Annotated in this window: 15 protein-coding genes; 10 read left to right on the top strand and 5 right to left on the bottom strand. The window is 66.4% G+C overall.

What is annotated here, in order from left to right:
* Positions 1-73: 73 nt before the first annotated feature.
* Complete coding sequence (locus tag AC51GR_RS09715) at positions 74-904, top strand: arylamine N-acetyltransferase family protein (RefSeq protein WP_496324417.1); 831 nt, start codon at positions 74-76, stop codon at positions 902-904.
* On the opposite strand, the gene AC51GR_RS09710 is transcribed toward AC51GR_RS09715, so the two are convergent.
* On the bottom strand, positions 901-2,085 hold the full coding sequence (locus AC51GR_RS09710; protein WP_496324416.1) for a 4-hydroxybenzoate 3-monooxygenase: 1,185 nt from the start codon (positions 2,083-2,085) through the stop codon (positions 901-903). The genes AC51GR_RS09715 and AC51GR_RS09710 overlap by 4 nt on opposite strands.
* A 170-nt stretch (positions 2,086-2,255) precedes the next feature.
* Between AC51GR_RS09710 and AC51GR_RS09705 the strand changes: the two genes are divergently transcribed.
* Both AC51GR_RS09705 and AC51GR_RS09700 read left to right on the top strand, forming a co-directional pair.
* Positions 2,256-3,086: a glycosyltransferase family 2 protein gene (locus tag AC51GR_RS09705; RefSeq protein WP_496324627.1), complete on the top strand. Its 831-nt coding sequence runs from the start codon at positions 2,256-2,258 to the stop codon at positions 3,084-3,086.
* Positions 3,083-4,393, top strand: coding sequence for a lipopolysaccharide biosynthesis protein (locus AC51GR_RS09700; RefSeq protein WP_496324415.1), 1,311 nt, complete (start codon positions 3,083-3,085; stop codon positions 4,391-4,393). Before AC51GR_RS09705 ends, AC51GR_RS09700 begins: the two co-directional genes overlap by 4 nt.
* A gap of 32 nt (positions 4,394-4,425) precedes the next feature.
* Here the strand turns inward: AC51GR_RS09700 and AC51GR_RS09695 are convergent, their stop codons facing one another.
* From AC51GR_RS09695 to AC51GR_RS09680, 4 genes are read right to left on the bottom strand one after another with little or no spacing between them, the layout of a single operon-like run.
* Positions 4,426-5,388 (bottom strand): glycoside hydrolase family 16 protein, encoded by a 963-nt coding sequence (locus tag AC51GR_RS09695; RefSeq protein ID WP_496324414.1) that lies wholly within the window; start codon positions 5,386-5,388, stop codon positions 4,426-4,428.
* Positions 5,385-5,579 (bottom strand): hypothetical protein, encoded by a 195-nt coding sequence (locus AC51GR_RS09690; RefSeq protein ID WP_496324413.1) that lies wholly within the window; start codon positions 5,577-5,579, stop codon positions 5,385-5,387. The genes AC51GR_RS09695 and AC51GR_RS09690 overlap by 4 nt, the downstream gene beginning before the upstream one ends.
* Positions 5,576-7,834 carry a hypothetical protein gene (locus AC51GR_RS09685; protein WP_496324412.1) on the bottom strand — a complete coding sequence of 753 codons (2,259 nt, stop codon included), beginning with the start codon at positions 7,832-7,834 and terminating at the stop codon, positions 5,576-5,578. The genes AC51GR_RS09690 and AC51GR_RS09685 overlap by 4 nt, the downstream gene beginning before the upstream one ends.
* The gene (locus AC51GR_RS09680) at positions 7,831-9,822 is read right to left on the bottom strand and encodes a glycosyltransferase (protein WP_496324411.1); all 1,992 of its coding nucleotides are present in this window, start codon (positions 9,820-9,822) and stop codon (positions 7,831-7,833) included. Before AC51GR_RS09680 ends, AC51GR_RS09685 begins: the two co-directional genes overlap by 4 nt.
* 355 nt (positions 9,823-10,177) lie before the next feature.
* Here AC51GR_RS09680 and AC51GR_RS09675 point away from each other — a divergent pair, with 355 nt between their 5' ends.
* From AC51GR_RS09675 to pknB, 7 genes are all read left to right on the top strand, one after another.
* The gene (locus AC51GR_RS09675; RefSeq protein WP_496324410.1) at positions 10,178-11,557 is read left to right on the top strand and encodes an FHA domain-containing protein; all 1,380 of its coding nucleotides are present in this window, start codon (positions 10,178-10,180) and stop codon (positions 11,555-11,557) included.
* Positions 11,558-11,712: 155 nt separating this feature from the next.
* A complete protein-coding gene (locus AC51GR_RS09670) occupies positions 11,713-12,174 on the top strand; it encodes an FHA domain-containing protein FhaB/FipA (protein WP_495513842.1) in 462 nt (153 codons plus the stop codon).
* Positions 12,171-13,640 carry a PP2C family protein-serine/threonine phosphatase gene (locus AC51GR_RS09665; protein WP_496324409.1) on the top strand — a complete coding sequence of 490 codons (1,470 nt, stop codon included), beginning with the start codon at positions 12,171-12,173 and terminating at the stop codon, positions 13,638-13,640. Before AC51GR_RS09670 ends, AC51GR_RS09665 begins: the two co-directional genes overlap by 4 nt.
* Positions 13,640-15,070 (top strand): FtsW/RodA/SpoVE family cell cycle protein, encoded by a 1,431-nt coding sequence (locus tag AC51GR_RS09660; protein WP_496324408.1) that lies wholly within the window; start codon positions 13,640-13,642, stop codon positions 15,068-15,070. The genes AC51GR_RS09665 and AC51GR_RS09660 overlap by 1 nt, the downstream gene beginning before the upstream one ends.
* The gene (locus AC51GR_RS09655; RefSeq protein WP_496324407.1) at positions 15,067-16,566 is read left to right on the top strand and encodes a peptidoglycan D,D-transpeptidase FtsI family protein; all 1,500 of its coding nucleotides are present in this window, start codon (positions 15,067-15,069) and stop codon (positions 16,564-16,566) included. Before AC51GR_RS09660 ends, AC51GR_RS09655 begins: the two co-directional genes overlap by 4 nt.
* A gap of 4 nt (positions 16,567-16,570) precedes the next feature.
* A complete protein-coding gene (locus tag AC51GR_RS09650; protein WP_496324406.1) occupies positions 16,571-17,965 on the top strand; it encodes a protein kinase domain-containing protein in 1,395 nt (464 codons plus the stop codon).
* Positions 17,965-19,866 carry a Stk1 family PASTA domain-containing Ser/Thr kinase gene (pknB, locus tag AC51GR_RS09645; protein ID WP_496324405.1) on the top strand — a complete coding sequence of 634 codons (1,902 nt, stop codon included), beginning with the start codon at positions 17,965-17,967 and terminating at the stop codon, positions 19,864-19,866. Before AC51GR_RS09650 ends, pknB begins: the two co-directional genes overlap by 1 nt.
* Positions 19,867-19,901: the final 35 nt, after the last annotated feature.

Raw genomic sequence — 19,901 nt, 5'->3', positions numbered from 1 at the left:
GGATCTCCAATCATGCGCCGACCGCACTTCTTCGGCGGGGAGCTCTGCTTAGCTTAGGGTAAGCTTTGTCAATATGCGAACGCTGGGTGACCGATCTGACAGGCGGCCGGCCGAGCATCGGCCATCCGGTGTTGATGGCTCTGATCTGGCCTTTGTCGATGCGTATCTCAACCGGATCGGACTGAGCCGCGCGGACGTCTTCGATCCTGATCTTGACGATCAGCTCGTTCTCGAACGAGTTGTCCGGGCCCAGTCGGCAACCGTCCCGTTCGAGAATCTGATGATCCATGCCGGGCAGATCGTCGACGTCGACCCGCTCGCGATCACGCGAAAGATTCTCGGCGACAAACGCGGAGGCATCTGTTACGAGGTCAACGGCCTGCTCGCCCGCGCCCTGCAAGACCTGGGGTTCACCGTTCATCTGGTCGGAGCGGCCGTCGCACGTGATTCCGGCGAGTTCGGACCTGCGCTGGCGCATGTGGCCGTGGTCGCCACCCGCGACAACCGGCATTGGCTGGTGGACACCGGTTTCGGTGGATCGTCGGTACTGATGCCCATCTCCGCCGATCAGATCGGCCGGCCCATCGACGTCCGGACCGCCACCGGCCGCTATCGCACCGACGGTATGGCCCACCGGCCGACCGACTTCGCCGATATCGCGCGCTGGCACAGCACCAGTCCGGCATCCCGGTTCACCGGGTCGATCATCTGCTCGATCACCGACGACACCCACCGGATCACGATGTCGCGGGGCCCGGGCGAGCAATTCGTGCTGACCCGAACGGATCTGGCCACCGGCGAGCGAGACCGGAGCACCGTCTCCGACGATGCGGTGTGCGCAACCTTCGCCAACCGGTTCGGGATCTCCCTCCAGGCCCCACCGGGCATTGCGGAGTTCGACTAGTTCCGCGCGTACTGCCAGCCGACCGGGAACGGAAGACCCAGGTAGACCTCGCCCAGGGCCCGCTGCTGCGCTTCTGAGGAGATCCAGCTCTGCAGTCGGGCGCGATTGAGCCGCCACTGCAACGGGTCATCGGTGAGTGTGTGCAGGGTGGTCGTCAGCGTGGCCGAAAACAGCTGGGCCTGCCAGATTCTCGGCAGGCAGGTTGCCGAGTAGTCGTCCAGCCACCGGCGCTCTCCACCGAGAAAGTGGGCGGCCAGTGCGTGGGCGAGGACCGTTGCGTCCGATACCGCCAGGTTGAGACCCTTTGCGCCGGTGGGCGGCACGATATGCGCGGCGTCGCCGAGCAGGAAGACCCGCCGGTGCTGCATCGTCTCGTTGACATAACTGCGCAACGGCGCGATCGAGCGGTCGAAGATCTCACCGCGTTCGAGTCCACCGGCACCGGCACTACGGATGGCCAGTTCGTCCCAGATCCGGTCATCGGACCAGTCCGCCAGGTCGGTGCCGGCGGGGACCTGGAGATACTGCCGGGTGATCCGCGCGCCACGCATACTGTGGACGGACAACCCGTTCTCGTGCGCGCAGTACATCCCCTCGGGCGTGACCGGCGTTGTGCGCGCGAGGATCCCCAACCACGCCACCGGGTAGGTCTGTTCGATCTCGACCCGATCGGCCGCCGGGATCGCCTCCCGGCCGACACCGTGAAAACCATCGCAACAGGCGACGAAATCTGCGTCCACCTCGAACGTTCTGCCCGCCTGCCGGACCGTCACCCGCGCCCCGTCGACACGGTTGTCGATCGCCGTCACATCGGCGTCGAACAACAGAGGCAGGCCCCTACCCACGCGATCGGCGACGAGATCCTTGACGAGCTCCTGCTGGGCGTAGACGGTGGCGTGGCCGCCGACCAACGCGTTGAAATCGAGGTGGTGAGTGGTCTGATCGAAGGTGAGGTAGAAGCCGTCGTGCTTGATGCCCTCGGCCAGGACGCGGTCCGCCAGACCGATGTCGACCATCAGATCGACGGTCGGCTGTTCCAGAATTCCTGCACGCGTGCGCTGTTCGATGTAGTCACGGCCGCGCTGCTCCAGAACGACGCAGTCGACACCCTGTAGCTCGAGCAATTTGGCAAGGGTCAAACCGGCCGGGCCGGCACCGACGATGGCCACCTGGGTACGCACGAAATTGCTCCTGGTTCGAGATGGTTGCGACAGAAGATCACAAACAGTGTGACGCTCGACACAATGGACTACGCGGACTTTGCTTAGGCTTGCCTGCCTTCTAATGTAAACCTTAAGTAATCATTAGAGCGGAGTGGCCAGCGGTGTACGTTTCAACCCCGAACAGCGACGTGGGTCATCCACCGGCAACACTGCCGCCGACGCCCGACGGCGACCAGAATCCCTCACGCCCAACGGTATCGGTGATCATCCCGGCCATGAACGAGGCGAAGAATCTTCCCTACGTGGCTTCGCGGATGCCCGAAGGCGTCGACCAGATCGTGTTCGTCGACGGCAATTCCGCCGACGACACCGTCGCCGTCGCCGAAAAGCTCTGGCCGGAGGCCACATTCATCACCCAGACCCGCAAGGGTAAGGGCAACGCGCTGGCCTGCGGTATTGCCGCTTCGACGGGCGACATCATCGTCACCATCGACGCCGATGGGTCCACCGACCCCGCTGAGATCCCGCTGTTCGTCGAAGCACTCGTGGCAGGGGCCGACCTGGCCAAGGGCAGCCGGTTCGTCGGGGCCGGTGGCAGCACCGACATCACCACGCTCCGCCGGATCGGCAACAAGGGTCTCAACGGTCTGGTCAATCTCATCTTCAAGACCGAGTTCACCGATCTCTGCTACGGCTACAACGCATTCTGGGCCCGGCATGCGGTGGCGCTCGAGCTCGCGCCCGTCGAATACCAACGCGCCCAGTGGGGCGACGGCTTCGAGATCGAGACCGTGATCAACGTCCGCCTGGCCACCTGCGATCTCGCCATCACCGAGGTCGGCAGCTTCGAGGGCCCCCGCCTGCACGGACGTAGCAACCTCAACGCCTACAGCGACGGCATGCGGGTCCTACGGACCATCAACCAGGAATGGAAGCACTGGCGCGCACGTCCCAAGTCGGTGGCGGCCTCGGTCACCAGTGTGTCGACCACTCCGGTGGTCACCAATTCGCCCGTGTGACAACCTCCGAACCCGCCCCGACCGCGCTCGGCATCAAAGCGGATCGGGTCGAGGCGGATCGGTCCGATGAGCCGGGTCTGGGCCGGAACTCGCTGGCGCTCGCGATCTCTGCAGCGGTCACCGGGGTCCTGGGCCTGGTGTACTGGGCCCTGATCGGACGGATGTACCCGGCCCGAGAAGTCGGTGCCGCCGCGGCGATCATCACCACCGCGACGATGCTGTCGGCCTTCGGGAACCTGTCCTTCGGCGCATTGTTCGAGCGGTTCGTTCCCGTGGCCGGGCGCAAACTCCCGGCGCTGGTCCGGACCGGATTCGTGACCGGCGCCGTTGCCGGCGCGCTGCTCGCTGTCGGCTTTCTCTGGATCGGACCCACCGACAGTCTGTTCACCGGGTGGCTCGACCGGGCCCTGTTCCCGGTTGTGGTGGTGTCCTTCTCGGTATTCGCACTCCTCGATCACACCGCTGTCGGCCTGCGGCGGGGCACCTGGGCGGCTCAGAAGAACATCTCCCACGCGGTCATCAAATGCGTGCTCGTGCTGGCCTGCGCCGCGGTGGCCACGCGGGCGACGATCGTCTGGACCTGGGTTGGCCCGGCGGTTGTGCTGTCGGCGGTCCTCGGCGTGGTGGTGATCCGCCGGATCCGCACGGAACCCGCGTTGGCCGGTGGCGAAACCCTCCCCCCGACAAGGGAGCTCGGCGGCTACCTGGCCGGAACGTACCTGCTCTATGTCGTCGGCGCGCTGGCGCCGTTACTGCTGCCACTGATCGTCGTCGCCCACCTCGGTACCGAACTCAACGCCTACTTCGCGATCGCATGGTCGCTGGTGACCGCGCTGGTGGTGCTGCTGACGATCCTGATGGGCCCGTATATCGCTGCCGCGGCCGCCGATTCGGCAAATGCCTACCGACTGACCCGGCGCTTCCTGCTGATCATGGGAATCGTCGGCGGGGGCGGCGCAGCGTTCCTCGGCCTCGCCGGCCCGGCACTGCTCTCACTCGTCGGCCCGCAGTACCGCGAGTTCGGTGGTCCGCTGCTCCAGTTGGCCGCACTCGGCATCGTGCCGGCACTGTTCGGATATGCCTACTCGGCCATCTCCCGACTGCTCGGCAGGCTTCGTTATGCCGTGGCCGCCCAGTGCGTCAACGCAGCGCTCATGCTCGGGCTCGGCGTTGCCTGGGTGGATGTCGACGGACTCCGCGGACTGGCGTACGCCTTCATCACCGCCGAAGTGACCACCGCTCTGCTGGTGATCATTCCACTGGCCCTCGCGATCCGCCGGGTCCGACAGTCGATGTCGGAGGCCTGAGGAATCCCGGGTTCGCAGTTGCGACCCGGTGCTCAGCGTTCGGTCAACTCGGCGGTGGTCGACTCCCGATCGAACTCGCCTTGCCCATACATCGTCTCGAGCGTCGGCAGATCGGCTTCATAGACCGCCACCCAGTCGATCTCGACCGACAGCTCGTCGGGGTGCAGGTCACCGACACCGGTACACGGCGTCATGCCCCAGTCGATGCGGCGCTCACAGGCGCCGGCCTCGGCCTGCAATGCCAGCCACATCGGGATGTCCGGAACCATGATCTCGGAATCGGCCTGCGCCCAGACCTTTCCGTCGAGCAGGTAACGGATGATGCCCGGCCCCCATTCGACGCCCACGGTATGCCACTGCGAGAAGTCCCCGTTGATCTCGGCATTGGTCTTCGCGTTCTCACCGTCGGCGCCGACCCAGTGCAGGAACGCCGACATCTCCGACCGGTCACCACTGACGCTCTCGGCGAAATCGATTTCGGGAGGCCAGGTTTCGTTCTGTGGCCACAACAGCATGTGATACGAGATGTCGGCACTCGGGTCGGCCCGCATCCGAACCAGCCACCGCCCGTAGAGCTGAGTCACCGGATAGTTCGAGACACCGCCGGTGACCCAACCGTCGGACTGCTGCGCGGCCTTGAGGTCAAGCACCCCATTCCCCAGTGCGACCATCGAATCGTCCCAGCGGCTGTTCGGATTCCCACCGGGTTGGCCCGTGTAGGTGCTCCAGTTCTCGCCCAGCTCACACCGATTGAAGTCGTCGGTGAACCGCAGGATCCACCCTTTCTCGTCCCGGTCCGGAACTCCCAGTCCGCCCGGAGGGTCCTGTGCCACACACGAATCCGATGCCCCGTCGGCGCCCGCTGCGGTCCCGTCTGCCAACACGGTGTCCGCATCGGGTACATCGCTGCTGACATCGCCCGCACAACCGGCCACCATGAGCGCGGCCACCGCAAGCGTTCCGAGCCGGCGCCACCCGCGACGCAGTGGCCTCACAGTGCCATCACGATCAACCGCTGGAGTGTGAAAGCCGCAGCGCCGACGGCCGCCACGGTGATCGCCGCGCTCAGCAACCGGCCCCGCTTACCGCGACCGATCGACCCGAACGCGGGCACCTCGAGCTCCCGCAGAACCACACCGGCGATGATCAGGACTCCGGCGACGACAAAACAGATCACTGCACTCATCTGGTACCGACCTCCGGGGCATCGACATTCCGCATGATCAGCACACTGCCGTCACGCACATCTTCGACGAATCGTCCGCTGTCCAACATCATCGTGATCTGACGATCCAATTCGGCCTCGTCGAATCCGTACTGCAACTCCAACATTCCCTTGCCCTGCTCGGTGACGTAGATGTAGTCGGGGTTGCGCTCGAGCGCACATCCCGAAAGGTTGTTCAGGCACGGGAAGCTGTCGATGAAACCGAGTTTCGGTCCGGCCGGATCCAGGGTGCGGCGGACGCCGACGGTATGTGGCGCATAGCTCCACGACATGACCGTGGCGTTGTCCCCGACCTCGGAGATGAAGGCGTGTGTCACCGAGACGTCCTCGTCGGTCGAGGCCTCGAATGCGGTGTTCAGCCCGCGATTGGTCGTCCCGATCAATCCGAACACCAACAACAGTGCCGCGGCTGCGATCACCCCGACGATTCCGGGCCTGCGCAGGGAACCGAACCACGTCAGGGCTCGTACCCGGCCGAACACCACCGCGATCGCCATCGCCGCGAACGGGGCCAGCACCGGCGAGGCCAGCAGGAAACAGCGGATCAGCATCTCGCCGCCATAGCTCTGCAACGCGACCAGCAAGAACGGGGAACCACAGAGGGCGCCACCGACCAGCCAGGTCCGCTTGCGGCGGAAGCACAGCCACCCGGCGAACGCGACCAACACGAACAATCCCGAGGCACCGATGCGCAGATATTGCATCTGCTTGTACGTCGGATCGCCGCTCAGTCGCTGGCCGACACCGCGATTGACCGAGTTCCCCACCTGTCCGATCTCGTCGAACAGGGACTGCAGGTGGCCGAGCCAAAAATCCGAGGCCCCGTAGCTGAACCAGGCGGCGAAGATCAAACCCGCGGCCAGCCAAAGGGTTCGGTACCGGGTGGCTCCGAGCAGCGAGAACCAGGCGAGCGCCACGATCAGCAGGATCGGCGTGATCTGATGGGTGACCGTGTTCGCGCTGATCAAGACCAGCAGCACCCCACCGACGGCCGCCGTCCGGAGCGGGCCGAATCCCGGTACCCGACCCGGGGTGCGGCGCACGATCGCCCGACCGGCGCGCAGACCGGGTCGGCCCAGCGCAGGCAGCGGCGCGCAGCGCAGTTGCCAGAGCAGGGTCGCCACCACGGTGCCGTAGAAGAACATCGCAATCGACTGCGGTGCAAAGTAATCCTGCTGATACCAGTTGAAGAGCTGGTAGAGGACCACCGCCGTCCAGGCCAGACGAACCCGCCCGGTGATGAGGATCGCGATGGCATAGAGCGGGACCATGAACAGGGCGCCGGTGACCAACGGAGCCCAGACGAGTAGTCCTTCGACCCCCGCGGTCCCGGCCACCTCCACCAGATGGGCTGACGCCGAGAACATTCCGGCCCAGCTGAACCGCGCATCCACCTGTTGCGGTAACTCGCCACCGGCGACGATCACGTCGATGAAACCGCTGTGCACAAAAGCCGTGGGTACCGAGGTCTGTCCGGTCGCCGCGCCCACCAGCATCGTGTTGTAGCCGATGAGCAGCACGGTGCCCAGCGCCATCGTCAGATGGTCGATCCGCCGGGCCAGCAGCGACGAGGCCAGACTTGCGGCCAAAACCGCCAGCCCGACGACGAAGGCGGGACTGATGGCGCTGATGATCCCGAAATGTCCGGCCTCGTCGATGTCGGTGCGCACAGCCGCCAGCACGAACAGGCCGGACGAGATCGCCAGTGCGGCCAGGTGTCCCCATCGCCGGCGTGACCACGATGTCGGGGCGAAGATCCGATTGTTCACACTTGCCGCATCGCGCGGGACCACCGCACCGGCCACGACGCACAACGCGAGACCACCGGCGACCAGGCCGAATTGGGTCCAGAGCGGATTCCACCACTGCGCCACCATGAGCGCCTGCGACACCAGGATGTTCACCGCGAAGGAGACACCGATCACCAACGCGATCGAGATCGAGCGTGCCGGGATCCGGAGCATCGTGATCACGGGTAATCCGGGCAGCACACCCATGCCCACCAGCACCAGCAGCATCCGGACGGGCGCCGGGATCACGTCCTCGGAAGAGGTGGCGACCAGCAGGTTCTGCAGCAACAGAACCAGCGCCAGGGCGGCGGCCGACTGCAGACCCCGCCGGGGATTCCACGGATACCGGCCCTGCACGGTCGACGACGCGTCTGCCGGACCCGGTCCCGGTTGCCGGGATGCGGGTCGGTCGAGCTGCGCGGTCATCGTTGACGGCCGGCTTTGCGATGACGGAAATGACTGCGTACGAACAGCACCGGACCGGTCAGATATCCCCACACCTCGATCAGCCGTAACTGCAACGGCCATTCGGCCGGGACGTCCTTGTTCTTCACCGAGTTCGGCGCCAGCAACCGGTGCAGACCCACCGGGATCCGGATCAGGATCGCCGGGCCCGAACGGCTCAGCGCCAGCTTTGTCAGCGACGCCGCCATGCCGGTCCCGTATCCGTAACTCTGATCACGAAGATCCGGGATGTTGTCCCGGTGGTAATGGTAGACAACAGCTTTCGGGTTGTAGGCGATGACACCACCCTGCAGGAGCAGTGAGCGGAACGCGTCGAGGTCCTCACCCCCGCGGGCCGGTGTACCGGTTCCCAGGCGCAGATCGAAGCCGTTGATCAGCTTGAGGGCCTCGGGGCGGAACGCCATGTTGTTGCCGCTCCCGCATTCACCGGCGGTGAAGGGAAAGAAGATGTTGTGGGGGCCGAAGTCGCCGAGGACGTCGAGCTCCGGATCGTGGCGCAGCGCCCACACCACCGGCTCTGGACCCTTGTCGAAGACGCCCGCCTCCTCGAACCAGCTCTGCAGCTGGGTCGGGGACTCCGTCGACAGAACCCGGCCGGTGACCGCACCCACCCGCCCGGTCGGGTCGGCCCGGAAGCTCTCCAGGATCGACCCCACCCACCCGGGATCGGGCAGTGCGTCGTCGTCGGTGAACGCCACCACCCGACCGGCGGCGGCCTCGGTGCCCCGGTTACGGGCCGCGGACACGCCGGGTACCGCTTCGTCGACGATCCGGATCCGGGGATCGGCGACATCGGCGAGCAGTGCCGCCACGTCGGATCGACCCGGCCGGTTGTTGACGACCAGGATCTCGATCCGGTCGTGATCCTGATCGAGCAGCGCCGACACGGTCCGCCGCAGCGATTCGCGTCCGACGGTGGGGATCACCACGGTCACCAGTTCGTCGGGGCCCAGCGCGGCGGTCGGAACATCTTGGCGCCCTTCGGGTTCGGTCCCGACAGCGCCGATCTTGGCCACCAGCGAGGACGTCAGCGTCGCGGCTGCGGTGACAATCAACCCGACGACCATCATCAGGGCCCGGGCCAAGCCGTGTACATCTCCGCCGAGCACGGCCCTGAACTGATTCCAGATCCCCGAGGACAGGGTCCGCAGGACGTAGGAGCGCTCGGAGGCAAGGCCGCGTCCCGAGCCCACCATCGAGGCGAGCACGGCCTTCGAACGCCCCTCATGCAGGCAGCGGGACAAGAAGTAGCGCACCGTGCTCCGTCGGGCGGTCACCAGATGGTCGACGGCCAGGCCCTCGTGGCGGATGATCCGGGCGGCCGGATCCTGCCGCTGCAGTTCGATGCCCATCAAGGTCTCTTCGCACCCGGCCGGCACCGCGCCGACCCGCCCGAGCCGGTTGCTGAATCCGCCGGCCGCGGTCAGTGCTGCCCTGCGGACCGCCATCGCCGCACCGATCGGATTACGGATCGATCCGCCATCGGCCGGCAGGCCTCGGTAATCGCAGCCGACAACCCAGCCGAACTCGTCGGGGAACCAGCCCGGCCGGCCGCACTCCCAATCCGCGACCACCCGGCCGCCGATGCACACGACGTCCGGTGCGGCGAAGGCCTGGCGGGCCGCGGCCAGCGAACCCGCGCGCAGTCGGGCATCGTCGTCGAGGAAGACGATCACCTCGCCGTCGGCCAGTGCGGCGCCGGTGTTCCGGGCGCCCGACAACCCCTGCGGGCCGGCGTTCTCCACGACCCGGGGTGTGGAGCCGGGTGTGGAGTCGTATCGCTTCGTCAACTCCGCATGCAGCCCGCTGTTGTGATCGACGACAACAATGACCTCATCATCCGGCATCAACTGCACGGTGGCGGCGTCGATGGCCCCGATCAGTCCGGAGAGCCGTTCATCCGCAAAGCAACAGATGACCACTGAAAGTCTCAGGGCAGACGTGTCCATCGATGTCACTACAGAACTCCGGGTGTTCGATCAGCTGGGGCGACGCGCTACACACCTTCGAGTACAAGGCATTCGAAGCTTAGGCTACGTTTACTTTCCCGCCCAAGTCCGCGGTGACCTCGGCGCCGCCAAAAAGTCCATGACCTGCGCGAATCTCGCGGTGTCGACTCGCCCGCACCACGCGCCCGCGACATCGCGTCGAGATGACGGCAGTATTGGGGGACAAACATGGGGCATCTGTGGCGGACGGTGCAGATGTTCTCCCTGGAGTGCCCATGCGACAGTTGAGTCGCTATCATCAAAAAGCACGATTGGCACGCCGACACGCTGACATTGCGGAAGGAGGTCGTCGGTGATGGGGATTCTGCAAAGAATCGAACGCAAGCTCGAAGGTGCGGTAGATGACGGCTTCGCCCGGGTCTTCGGCGGCAAAGTAGCACCTCAAGAGGTCGAGAACGCGCTTTTTCGCGAGGCCGAAGACCGTCTCGAAGACCTCGGGGACGGCAGCAAACTGGCCCCCAACGCCTACACCCTGGTGGTCAGTTCGACGGACCATCAGGAGATGGCGGCCGAGTACGAGCTCAATCGCAAGACCTTCTCCAAGCACCTCGAGAACTTCATCCGGGACAACGGGTGGCAGACGTACGGCGAAGTGGTTGTCGAGTTCGCCCAGTCGCCCACCTTGCACACGGGTCAATTCCGGGCACGCGGTGCTGTCAACCCCGATGCCCGCCCGATGCCCGTACCCTCACCGGGTGACCAACAGGTAGGCCCACCCGGGCCGCCCCCGCCCCGTCCACAGGCTGGGCCGCAACCCGCAGGACCAAACCGAATCCCACAAGTAGGAGCCGTTCCCATGACCAAGAACTCCGGATACGACCAGCGCGGAGGTTACGAACAGGGCTCCTATCCACCTCCCGGTTACGGTCAGCAGCCCTATCAGCCCGATGACCAGAACGCCGATGCCCCGGCGTACAGCCGCCAGGAAGGTTACGACCCGCAGGGTTATGACCAGCGCGGCTACGACCAGGGCTACCAGCAGGGCGGCGGCTATGCCCAGCAGCCCGGCTATGACCAGGGTGGCTACGCCGCACAGCAGCCCGGCTACGACCAGGGCTACCCGCAGGGCGGTTACGACCAGGGCTACCCCGCCGAACAGCCCGGTGCCGGTGCACCGGACCAGCAGGGATACGACCAGCGCGGCTACGACCAGGGATATGACCAGGGCTACCCACAGCAGCCCGCCTACGACCAAGGGTTCCAGCAGGGCGGCTACGCCCAGCAGCCCGCCTACGGTCAGCAGGGCGGCTACGCACAGCCCGGATACGACCAGGGTTACCAGCAGGGCGGCTACGACCAGGGCTACGGGGACCAGCAGGGCTACCCGGCTCCGGATCAGCAGGGCGGCTACGCCGGACAGGGTTACGCACCGCAGGCCGGGTACGCGCCCAGCTCCATCACCTTGCTGCTCGAAGACGGCAGCAACCGCACCTTTCAATTGCGTAACGGTTCCAATGTCATCGGCCGCGGACAGGACGCCCAGTTCCGGCTCCCGGACACCGGCGTCTCGCGTCGACACGTGGAAATCCGGTGGGACGGGTCGAGCGCGCTGCTCAACGACCTGAACTCCACCAACGGCACCACGGTCAACGATGTCCAGGTCAGCAGCTGGGAACTGGCCGACGGCGACCGCATCCGCGTCGGGCATTCGGACATCACCGTTCGCTTCCAGTAGCCGCATCACCCGACGGGCGCGGGGGCTCCGGCCACCGATCCCGTCATGACCCGACCCACTTTCTTCGCGCGTTGGCACGTCCGACTACCTACATAGAGGCCACTGGGCCATAAGATGCATTGGACTTTGATGGCTGGCCCAGGAGGTGAGAAAACGTGCAAGGCATAGTGCTGCAGCTGACGCGTGTCGGTTTCCTGCTGCTGTTGTGGCTGATGATCTGGGCTGTCCTCCGGGTGATCCGCAGCGATGTCTATGCCGCGACGGGCCAACGACCGCCGACCCGGTTCGAACGGCGCACCCAGGGCTCCCCTGCCCGGGTCAAAGGCGCCGCCCGATATCTGGTGGTCACCCATGGTGCGCTGGCCAACACCCGCATCACGCTGGGCACCCAGCCCGTCCTGCTCGGACGGGCCGACGACTCCACCCTCGTCCTCACCGACGAATACGCCTCCGAGCGTCACGCACGCCTGATCCGCCGCGGCGACGACTGGTACGTCGAAGACCTCGGATCCACCAACGGCACGTACCTCGACCGGTCAAAAGTGACCACCGCCGTGCGGGTGCCCCTCGCAACTCCGGTACGCGTGGGCAAAACCGTGATTGAGTTGCGCCCGTGACACTGGTTTTGCGCTATATCGCGCGGAGCGACCGTGGCCTGGTCCGCGCCAACAACGAAGATTCGGTTTACGCCGGTGCCCGACTACTCGCCCTCGCCGACGGCATGGGCGGTCACGCGGCCGGTGAGGTCGCCAGCCAGCTGGTGATCCAGGCGCTGCGTCCCCTCGACGACGACGAGCCCGGTGGGGACCTGCTCGCCAAACTCGACGCCGCCACCAGGCGCGGCAATCAGGCGATCGCCGACCAGGTCGCCGAGGCCCCCGAGCTCGACGGCATGGGGACCACACTGACCGCGATCCTGTTCGCCGGCTCCCGGCTGGGGCTCTGCCACATCGGTGATTCCCGCGGGTATCTGCTGCGCGACGGCCAGCTCACCCAGATCACCCGCGACGACACGTTTGTGCAGACCCTCGTCGAAGAAGGCCGGATCACGGCCGAGGAAGCCCACACGCATCCACAACGCTCACTGATCATGCGGGCCCTGACCGGCACCGAGGTCGAACCGACGCTGACCGTGCGCGAAGCCCGGGCCGGCGACCGTTATCTGCTCTGCAGCGACGGCCTGTCCGACGTGGTCAGCGAAGAGACGATCCGGGACACCATGTCGTCGGTCGAGAACCACCGCGAGTGCGCCGATCGGCTCATCGAACTCGCGCTGCGCGGCGGCGGTCCCGACAACGTCACCGTGGTCGTCGCCGATGTCGTCGACGTCGACTACGGCGAGAGCCGGCCGATCGTCGGTGGCGCCGCCGGTGGCGACGACCAGGAGTACGTCCCCGATCCGAGCACCTCGGCCGGACGGGCAGCGGCGTTGCGCCCGCCCGCGCAGTCCCCGCGTCGCCCGACGATCGGCACCCCCGACCCCGAGCCGCGCCCGGCGCACCCCCGTCGTAAATGGATCCTGGCCGGCATCGCCGTGGCGATCATCGCCCTGCTGATCGGCGGACTGTTCATCGGCCGGGCGATCGTCCGCTCGAACTACTATGTGGGCCAATCCGACAGTCAGGTCGTGGTCTACCGGGGACTGCAGGGCTCGGTCCTCGGGATGAGCCTGCACGAGCTGAGCAAGATCACCTGCACCCATGACATGGACACCGACAACCCCACAGTCACCCTGGCCGATTACGACAACCGGCCCGACGACTGCGTGCCCCTGGAGGTCTCCGACCTGACCGGCACGGCGCCGGCCTCCCTCGACGGCCGCGACCCGGTGTCACTCGGGGACGCCGAAGCACAGGTCCGCGCCCTGATGGACAACCTGCTGCCGTTGTGCCCGGAAGAAGCATCGGCCTCCACCGAAGCGGTCACCCCGCAACCACAGACACCGGCGCCGCAAACCGGTTCACCGCGGCCCGGTGAGTCGACCGCACCCTCCACCGTCGCTCCGCAATCCGGCACGGCCGGCACGATGCCGCCGCTGTCGACGACACCGGCAACACCGCCGGGGAACTGTCGGGGCCGCTGATGTCACAGGCCGCCGTCACCCAACAGCCACCGGCAGCGGGGCCCGCCCGCCCCTACACCGGACGTAATTTCGAGCTCGCCCTGCTCGGCCTGTCCACCGTCATCGTCTTCGCCGCGTTGATCCTGGTGCAGGTTGCCCAATCCCAAAGCGTCACTTGGGATATCGCCAAATACATCGGCGCCTATATGCTGCTCTTCGGGTTCGCGCACCTGGTGGTCCGCCGGTTCGCGCCGTACGCCGACCCGGTGATCCTGCCCTTGGTGGCGACCCTGAACGGGCTGGGCCTGGTGATCATCCATCGCCTCGACCTCGGCACCGGACAGAACGGCGAGACCGCCAGTCCCATCGACCGCACCCACGACGCCGATCAGCAGGTGCTGTGGGCGGTCTTGGGCATCATCGCGTTCGTCGCGGTCCTGATCCTGATCCGCGACCACCGCACATTGTCGCGGTACAGCTACATCCTCGGCCTGGGCGGCCTGATCTTCCTGGCCATCCCGGCGATCCTGCCGTCGTCGATGTCGGAGATCAACGGTTCCAAGATCTGGATCCGCACGCCGCTGTTCAACATCCAGCCCGGTGAGTTCTCGAAGATCCTGATCATCATCTTCACCGCGTCCCTGCTCGTCTCGAAGCGCGACCTGTTCACCACCGCGGGCAAGCATTTCCTCGGCATGGACCTGCCCCGCGCCCGCGACCTCGGTCCGCTGCTGGCCGCCTGGGTCATCTCGATCGGGGTCCTCGCGTTCGAGCGCGACCTGGGCACGTCACTGCTCGTCTTCACGACGATGTTGGTGATGCTCTACGTGGCGACCGAACGGGTCAGCTGGCTCATCATCGGCATCAGTCTGTTCTCGCTCGGGGCGATCTTCGCCTACCAGCTGTTCTCGCATCTGCAGGTGCGGGTCAGCATCTGGCAGGACCCGTTCAACGACTTCTACGGTCAGGGATATCAGGTCGGCCAGGGACTGTTCGGCCTGGCCACCGGCGGGGTTTTCGGGACCGGGCTCGGTTCGGGCCGGCCGAACATCGTGCCGTTCGCCAACACCGACTTCATCATCGCGACGATCGGCGAGGAACTCGGTCTGGTCGGGCTGGCCGCGATCCTGATGCTCTTCCTCATCCTGATCACCCGCGGTCTGCGAACCGGGATCATGGTCCGCGACAGCTTCGGCAAACTGCTCGCCACCGGCCTGTCGTTCACCCTGGTGATGCAGATCTTCGTGGTGGTCGGTGGTGTCACCAAACTGATTCCGCTGACCGGTCTGACCACGCCGTTCATGTCGTACGGCGGTTCGTCGCTGCTGGCGAACTACATCCTGGTGGCGCTGCTGCTCCGCGTGTCCAACGCCGCGCGTGAACCCGACCCGACCAAGAAGAAACCGACTCCGATCGCAGATGCACCCACGCAAATGGTGAAACGCCCATGAACATCCCCATCCGTCGTGTGGTGACGGCAGTCATGGTGATCATCCTCGCGCTGCTGATCAACGCCACCTATGTCCAGGTCTTCAAGGCCGACGACCTCCGCGCCGATCCCCGCAACCAGCGGGTGCTGCTCGACGAGTACTCCCGCCAGCGGGGTCAGATCACCGCGGGCAACGACGTCATCGCCCAGTCCGTCCCCACCGACGACCGACTGCAGTACCTGCGCACCTACCCGAACCCGTGGGCAGACGCATATGCGCCGGTCACCGGCTATTACTCGTTCCAGTACGGCAGTTCCGGTCTCGAACAAGCCGAGGATTCATTCCTCAACGGCAACGACGACCGGCTGTTCGGGCAACGGTTCGCCGACATGTTCTCCGGGCGCGACCCGCGCGGCGGCAATGTGATCACCACCATCAACCCGCGGGCTCAGCAGGTCGCCTACGACCAGATGTCGGCAGGCTGCAACGGGGGTTGTCGCGGGGCCGTGGTCGCCCTCGATCCCAGCACCGGCGCGATCCTGGCGATGGTCTCCACCCCCAGCTACAACCCGAACCTGCTGGCCAGCCACGACGCGACCGTGCGGGAAGACGCCTGGGCCGCGTGGAATCCGGGCGATGCCACCGGATACCAGCCGATGCTAAACCGCGCACTGAACGAGACCTACCCACCCGGTTCGACGTTCAAGGTGATCACCGCGGCAGCCGCGCTCGAGGAGGGCATCGACGAGAGCACCCGGCTGACCGCCGACAACAGCATCGTCCTGCCGAACACGCAGACCTCGCTGACCAACTACGGCAACCAGACCTGCCCCGCCTCCAGTGGCGGCACCGTCACGATGCACCAGGCGCTGGAGTATTCGTGCAACACGGCGTTCGTCGACCTGTCGACCTCGAAGCTCCAGAATCCGGTCGAGACGGTCAAGAAGCAGGCCAATGCCTTCGGCGTCGACGCCAAGCTGCCCGACACGCCGCTCCCGGTCGCCGAGTCGACCGTCGGCCCGATCCCCGACCTCGCCGCACTCGGCCAGAGCTCCATCGGCCAGCGTGATGTCCGGTTCACCCCGATCCAGAATGCGATGATCGCGGCAACGATCGCCAACGGTGGAGTTCGCATGCAGCCGTATCTCGTGGATAAACTCCAGGCTCCCGACCTCAAGACACTGCACACCACCCGACCGAACGCGCTCAACGAACCGATCTCCGCACAGACAGCGGCCACGCTGACCGAGATGATGATCGATTCCGAGCGCAACACCACGGGTGCCGGCGGACCGGTGCCGATCGCATCGAAGACCGGCACCGCCGAACACTCCGACACCCAGGGCGCCGACGAGACCCCGTACGCCTGGTACATCGCGTTCGGGCCGTCGAGCAATGCCAAGGTCGCGGTTGCGGTGATCGTCGAGAACGGCGACGGGGGACTACAGGCAACGGGCGGCTCCTCGGCCGCTCCAATCGGGCGCGCGGTCATCAACGCGCTCGTAGGTGAAGGGTGACCGCGTGAGTTTGCAAGGTGGGACGACCATCGCCGGCCGCTATCGGCTGATGCGGTTGATCGCGACCGGCGGTATGGGCCAGGTGTGGGAAACCATGGACACCAGGCTGGGCCGGCGCGTCGCCGTGAAGGTGCTCAAGGCAGAGTTCTCCGACGACCCCGAGTTCCTCGAGCGTTTCCGCACCGAGGCCCGCACCACCGCCCAGCTGAATCATCCGGGCATCGCCAACGTCTTCGACTACGGCGAGGCGCAGGACCCGGGTGCCGGGTCCGTCGCCTACCTGGTGATGGAACTGGTCAACGGTGAGCCGCTCAATGCGGTGCTGTCCCGCGTCGGACGCCTGTCGTTGCACAACGCCCTGGACATGCTCGAGCAGACCGGCCGGGCTCTCAAGGCCGCGCACGATGCCGGCCTGGTGCACCGCGACGTCAAACCCGGCAACATCCTGATCACCCCCACCGGGCAGGTGAAGATCACCGACTTCGGCATCGCCAAGGCCGTCGACGCCGCACCGGTCACCCAGACCGGCATGGTGATGGGCACCGCGCAGTACATCTCTCCCGAGCAGGCCCTCGGTGAAGACGCGACCGCGGCCTCGGACGTGTACTCGCTCGGAGTTGTCGGCTACGAGGCGATCTCCGGTCGTCGGCCGTTCCTCGGGGACGGCGCCATCACCGTGGCGATGAAGCACATCCGCGAGGAAGCGCCCCCGCTGCCGACGGATCTGCCTGCCAATGTCCGTGAACTCATCGAGATCACGATGGCCAAGGACCCCCATCAGCGATACGCCGACGGCGGCGAGTTCGCCAACGCCGTCGCAGCCGTACGTGCCGGCCGTCGTCCACCGCCGCCCGGGTCGGCAGCGGCAGCAGCGGCCGTGTCCCGCCCCGCCACCGCGGCAATGGCTCCGCCGGCCACCACCAGCGCCGTTCGCGCCACCCCGCCCCCGAATGGGCCGGTAACGCCGCCGCCCGGGTCGCAGGACGGCTGGTCGGGCGGACAGAAAGCGCTGGCCGCCGTCGCCGTGCTGCTGCTCCTCGGCGCGCTCATCGCGGTCGGTTTCCTGCTGATGTCGTCCAACGACGACTCTGACACCCCGACACCGAGTTCGTCGCGGCCCCGGACCACGACGACCACCACCGTGGCACCGACCACCGAGGAAACGACCACCACCACCACGCGGACCACCACCACGACCACCACGACGACCACCGAGGACACCACGACCACCACCACGCCGGAGCCGACCACCACGACGACCACGGAACGAAGCCCGATCTTCACCCTGCCGACCATCTCGATCCCGGGGTTGCCGGCCCGTGAAGAGAGCGATTCCGAGCCAGACGACGACGCGTCCACGACCACGACCACGCGTCCTGATTCAGGGAACGGTGGTTGATGGCTGTCCCGAGGCAGGTTTCAGAACGCTATGAGCTGGGCGAGACGCTCGGTTTCGGTGGCATGTCCGAGGTGCACCTCGCCCGCGACCTGCTGCTGCATCGCGACGTCGCGATCAAGGTGCTGCGCGCCGACCTCGCGCGCGACCCCACCTTCTACCTCCGCTTCCGGCGGGAGGCGCAGAACGCGGCGGCGCTGAATCACCCGACCATCGTGTCGGTGTTCGACACCGGCGAGGCCGAGACACCCGAGGGGCCCCTGCCCTTCATCGTGATGGAGTTCGTCGACGGCGAAACCCTGCGCGACGTGCTGCGGGCCGAAGGCCATGTCAGTCCCCGCCAGGCGATGACCTGGATCGCCGATGTTGCTGCCGCCCTGCACTTCTCGCACCAGAACGGCATCGTCCACCGCGACGTGAAGCCGGCGAACATCATGATCGACAAGTCCGGCGCGGTCAAGGTGATGGACTTCGGTATCGCCCGAGCGATGTCGGACACCGGTAACTCGATGACCCAGACGGCTGCGGTCATCGGCACCGCACAGTACCTGTCGCCGGAACAAGCCCGCGGAGAGAGTGTCGACGCCCGCAGCGACGTGTACTCGCTGGGCTGTGTGCTCTTCGAGCTGCTCACCGGAGAGCCGCCGTTCACCGGTGACTCCCCCGTGGCCGTGGCGTACCAGCACGTCCGGGAGGATCCGCCCATCCCGTCGGCGGTGCGTCCGGGTATCCCACCCGAACTCGACTCGATCGTGCTCAAGGCCATGAGCAAGAACCCGGCCAACCGATACCAGTCGGCCGCCGAGATGCGGTCGGATCTGATCAAGGTGCTCGCCGGCGGCAAGCCGAGTGCACCGATGGTGATGAGCGACGAGGACCGGACCTCGCTGATCGACACCGGGCCGCGCGCCCGCGTTGCCCGGGTCGGCGCGACCGGCTCACATGGCCGCGACGATGACGACCCGCCGCCGAAGAGCCGCAAGGCCCTGAAATATGCGGCGACGAGCGCACTTGCGTTACTGGCGGTCGTGGCCGTCACCTTGCTGTTGATCCAGCCCTGGGCGTCGGATGAGACGCCACAGATCTCCATCCCACGGGTCACGGACATGTCCGCCGCCGATGCGCGCGCCGAACTGGAGACACTCGGCTTCCGCGTCAATCAGCGGGACGAACCGAGCGACAGCGTGCCCGAAGGGAATCCGACCCGGACCACACCGGGTGAGGGCGTGTCGGCCGACAAGGGGTCGACGGTCACGCTGTACGTCTCGGCCGGCCCGCAACGTCAGCAGGTGCCCGATCTTCGGGGACGCACCCTCGAGGCGGCGACCGCCGAACTGAACAATCTCGGGTTCGGGAACGTCAGATCGGTCGAGATCAACTCCACCGCCGACCTCACGGGCAAGGTGGTCGGGACCAATCCGGCCGCCCGCAGCACCCAGCCCGTCACCACGCTGATCACCATCCAGGTCGGTACCGGTCCCCGCCTTGTCACCGTGCCGGACCTCACCGGGCAGCGACTGGAGCAGGCGCGGACCAACCTGACGCAGCTGGACCTGGAGATCTCACCGATCGAGGCCGATTCCGAACTGCCCCAGGGCACGGTCATCAGCACCTCACCGAACGCCGGTGAAGAGGTCGAGGAGGGCAGCGTCATCCAGGTGACGGTCAGTCGCGGCAACATGTACGTGGTGCCCGATCTGCGTGGACGTACCGCCGCCCAGGCAGAGACACAGCTGACGACGGCCGGGTGGGAACGCGGCACCGTCACGACGGTCCCGCGCAACGTCCCGCTGGGCAGTTCCGACGACGGCAAGATCCTCGATCAGACCCCGTCACCAGGCACCTTGGCACGGAAGGATGGAGCGGTCACGATCACGGTCGGCCGAGCCGCACTACTGCCGTAGGACCAGCGCGTTCGGCCCCTCCCGGGCCGCCAGGT

Source organism: Williamsia sp. z71, from assembly GCF_059553375.1.
This window is presented reverse-complemented; position numbering and strand designations above follow the sequence as displayed.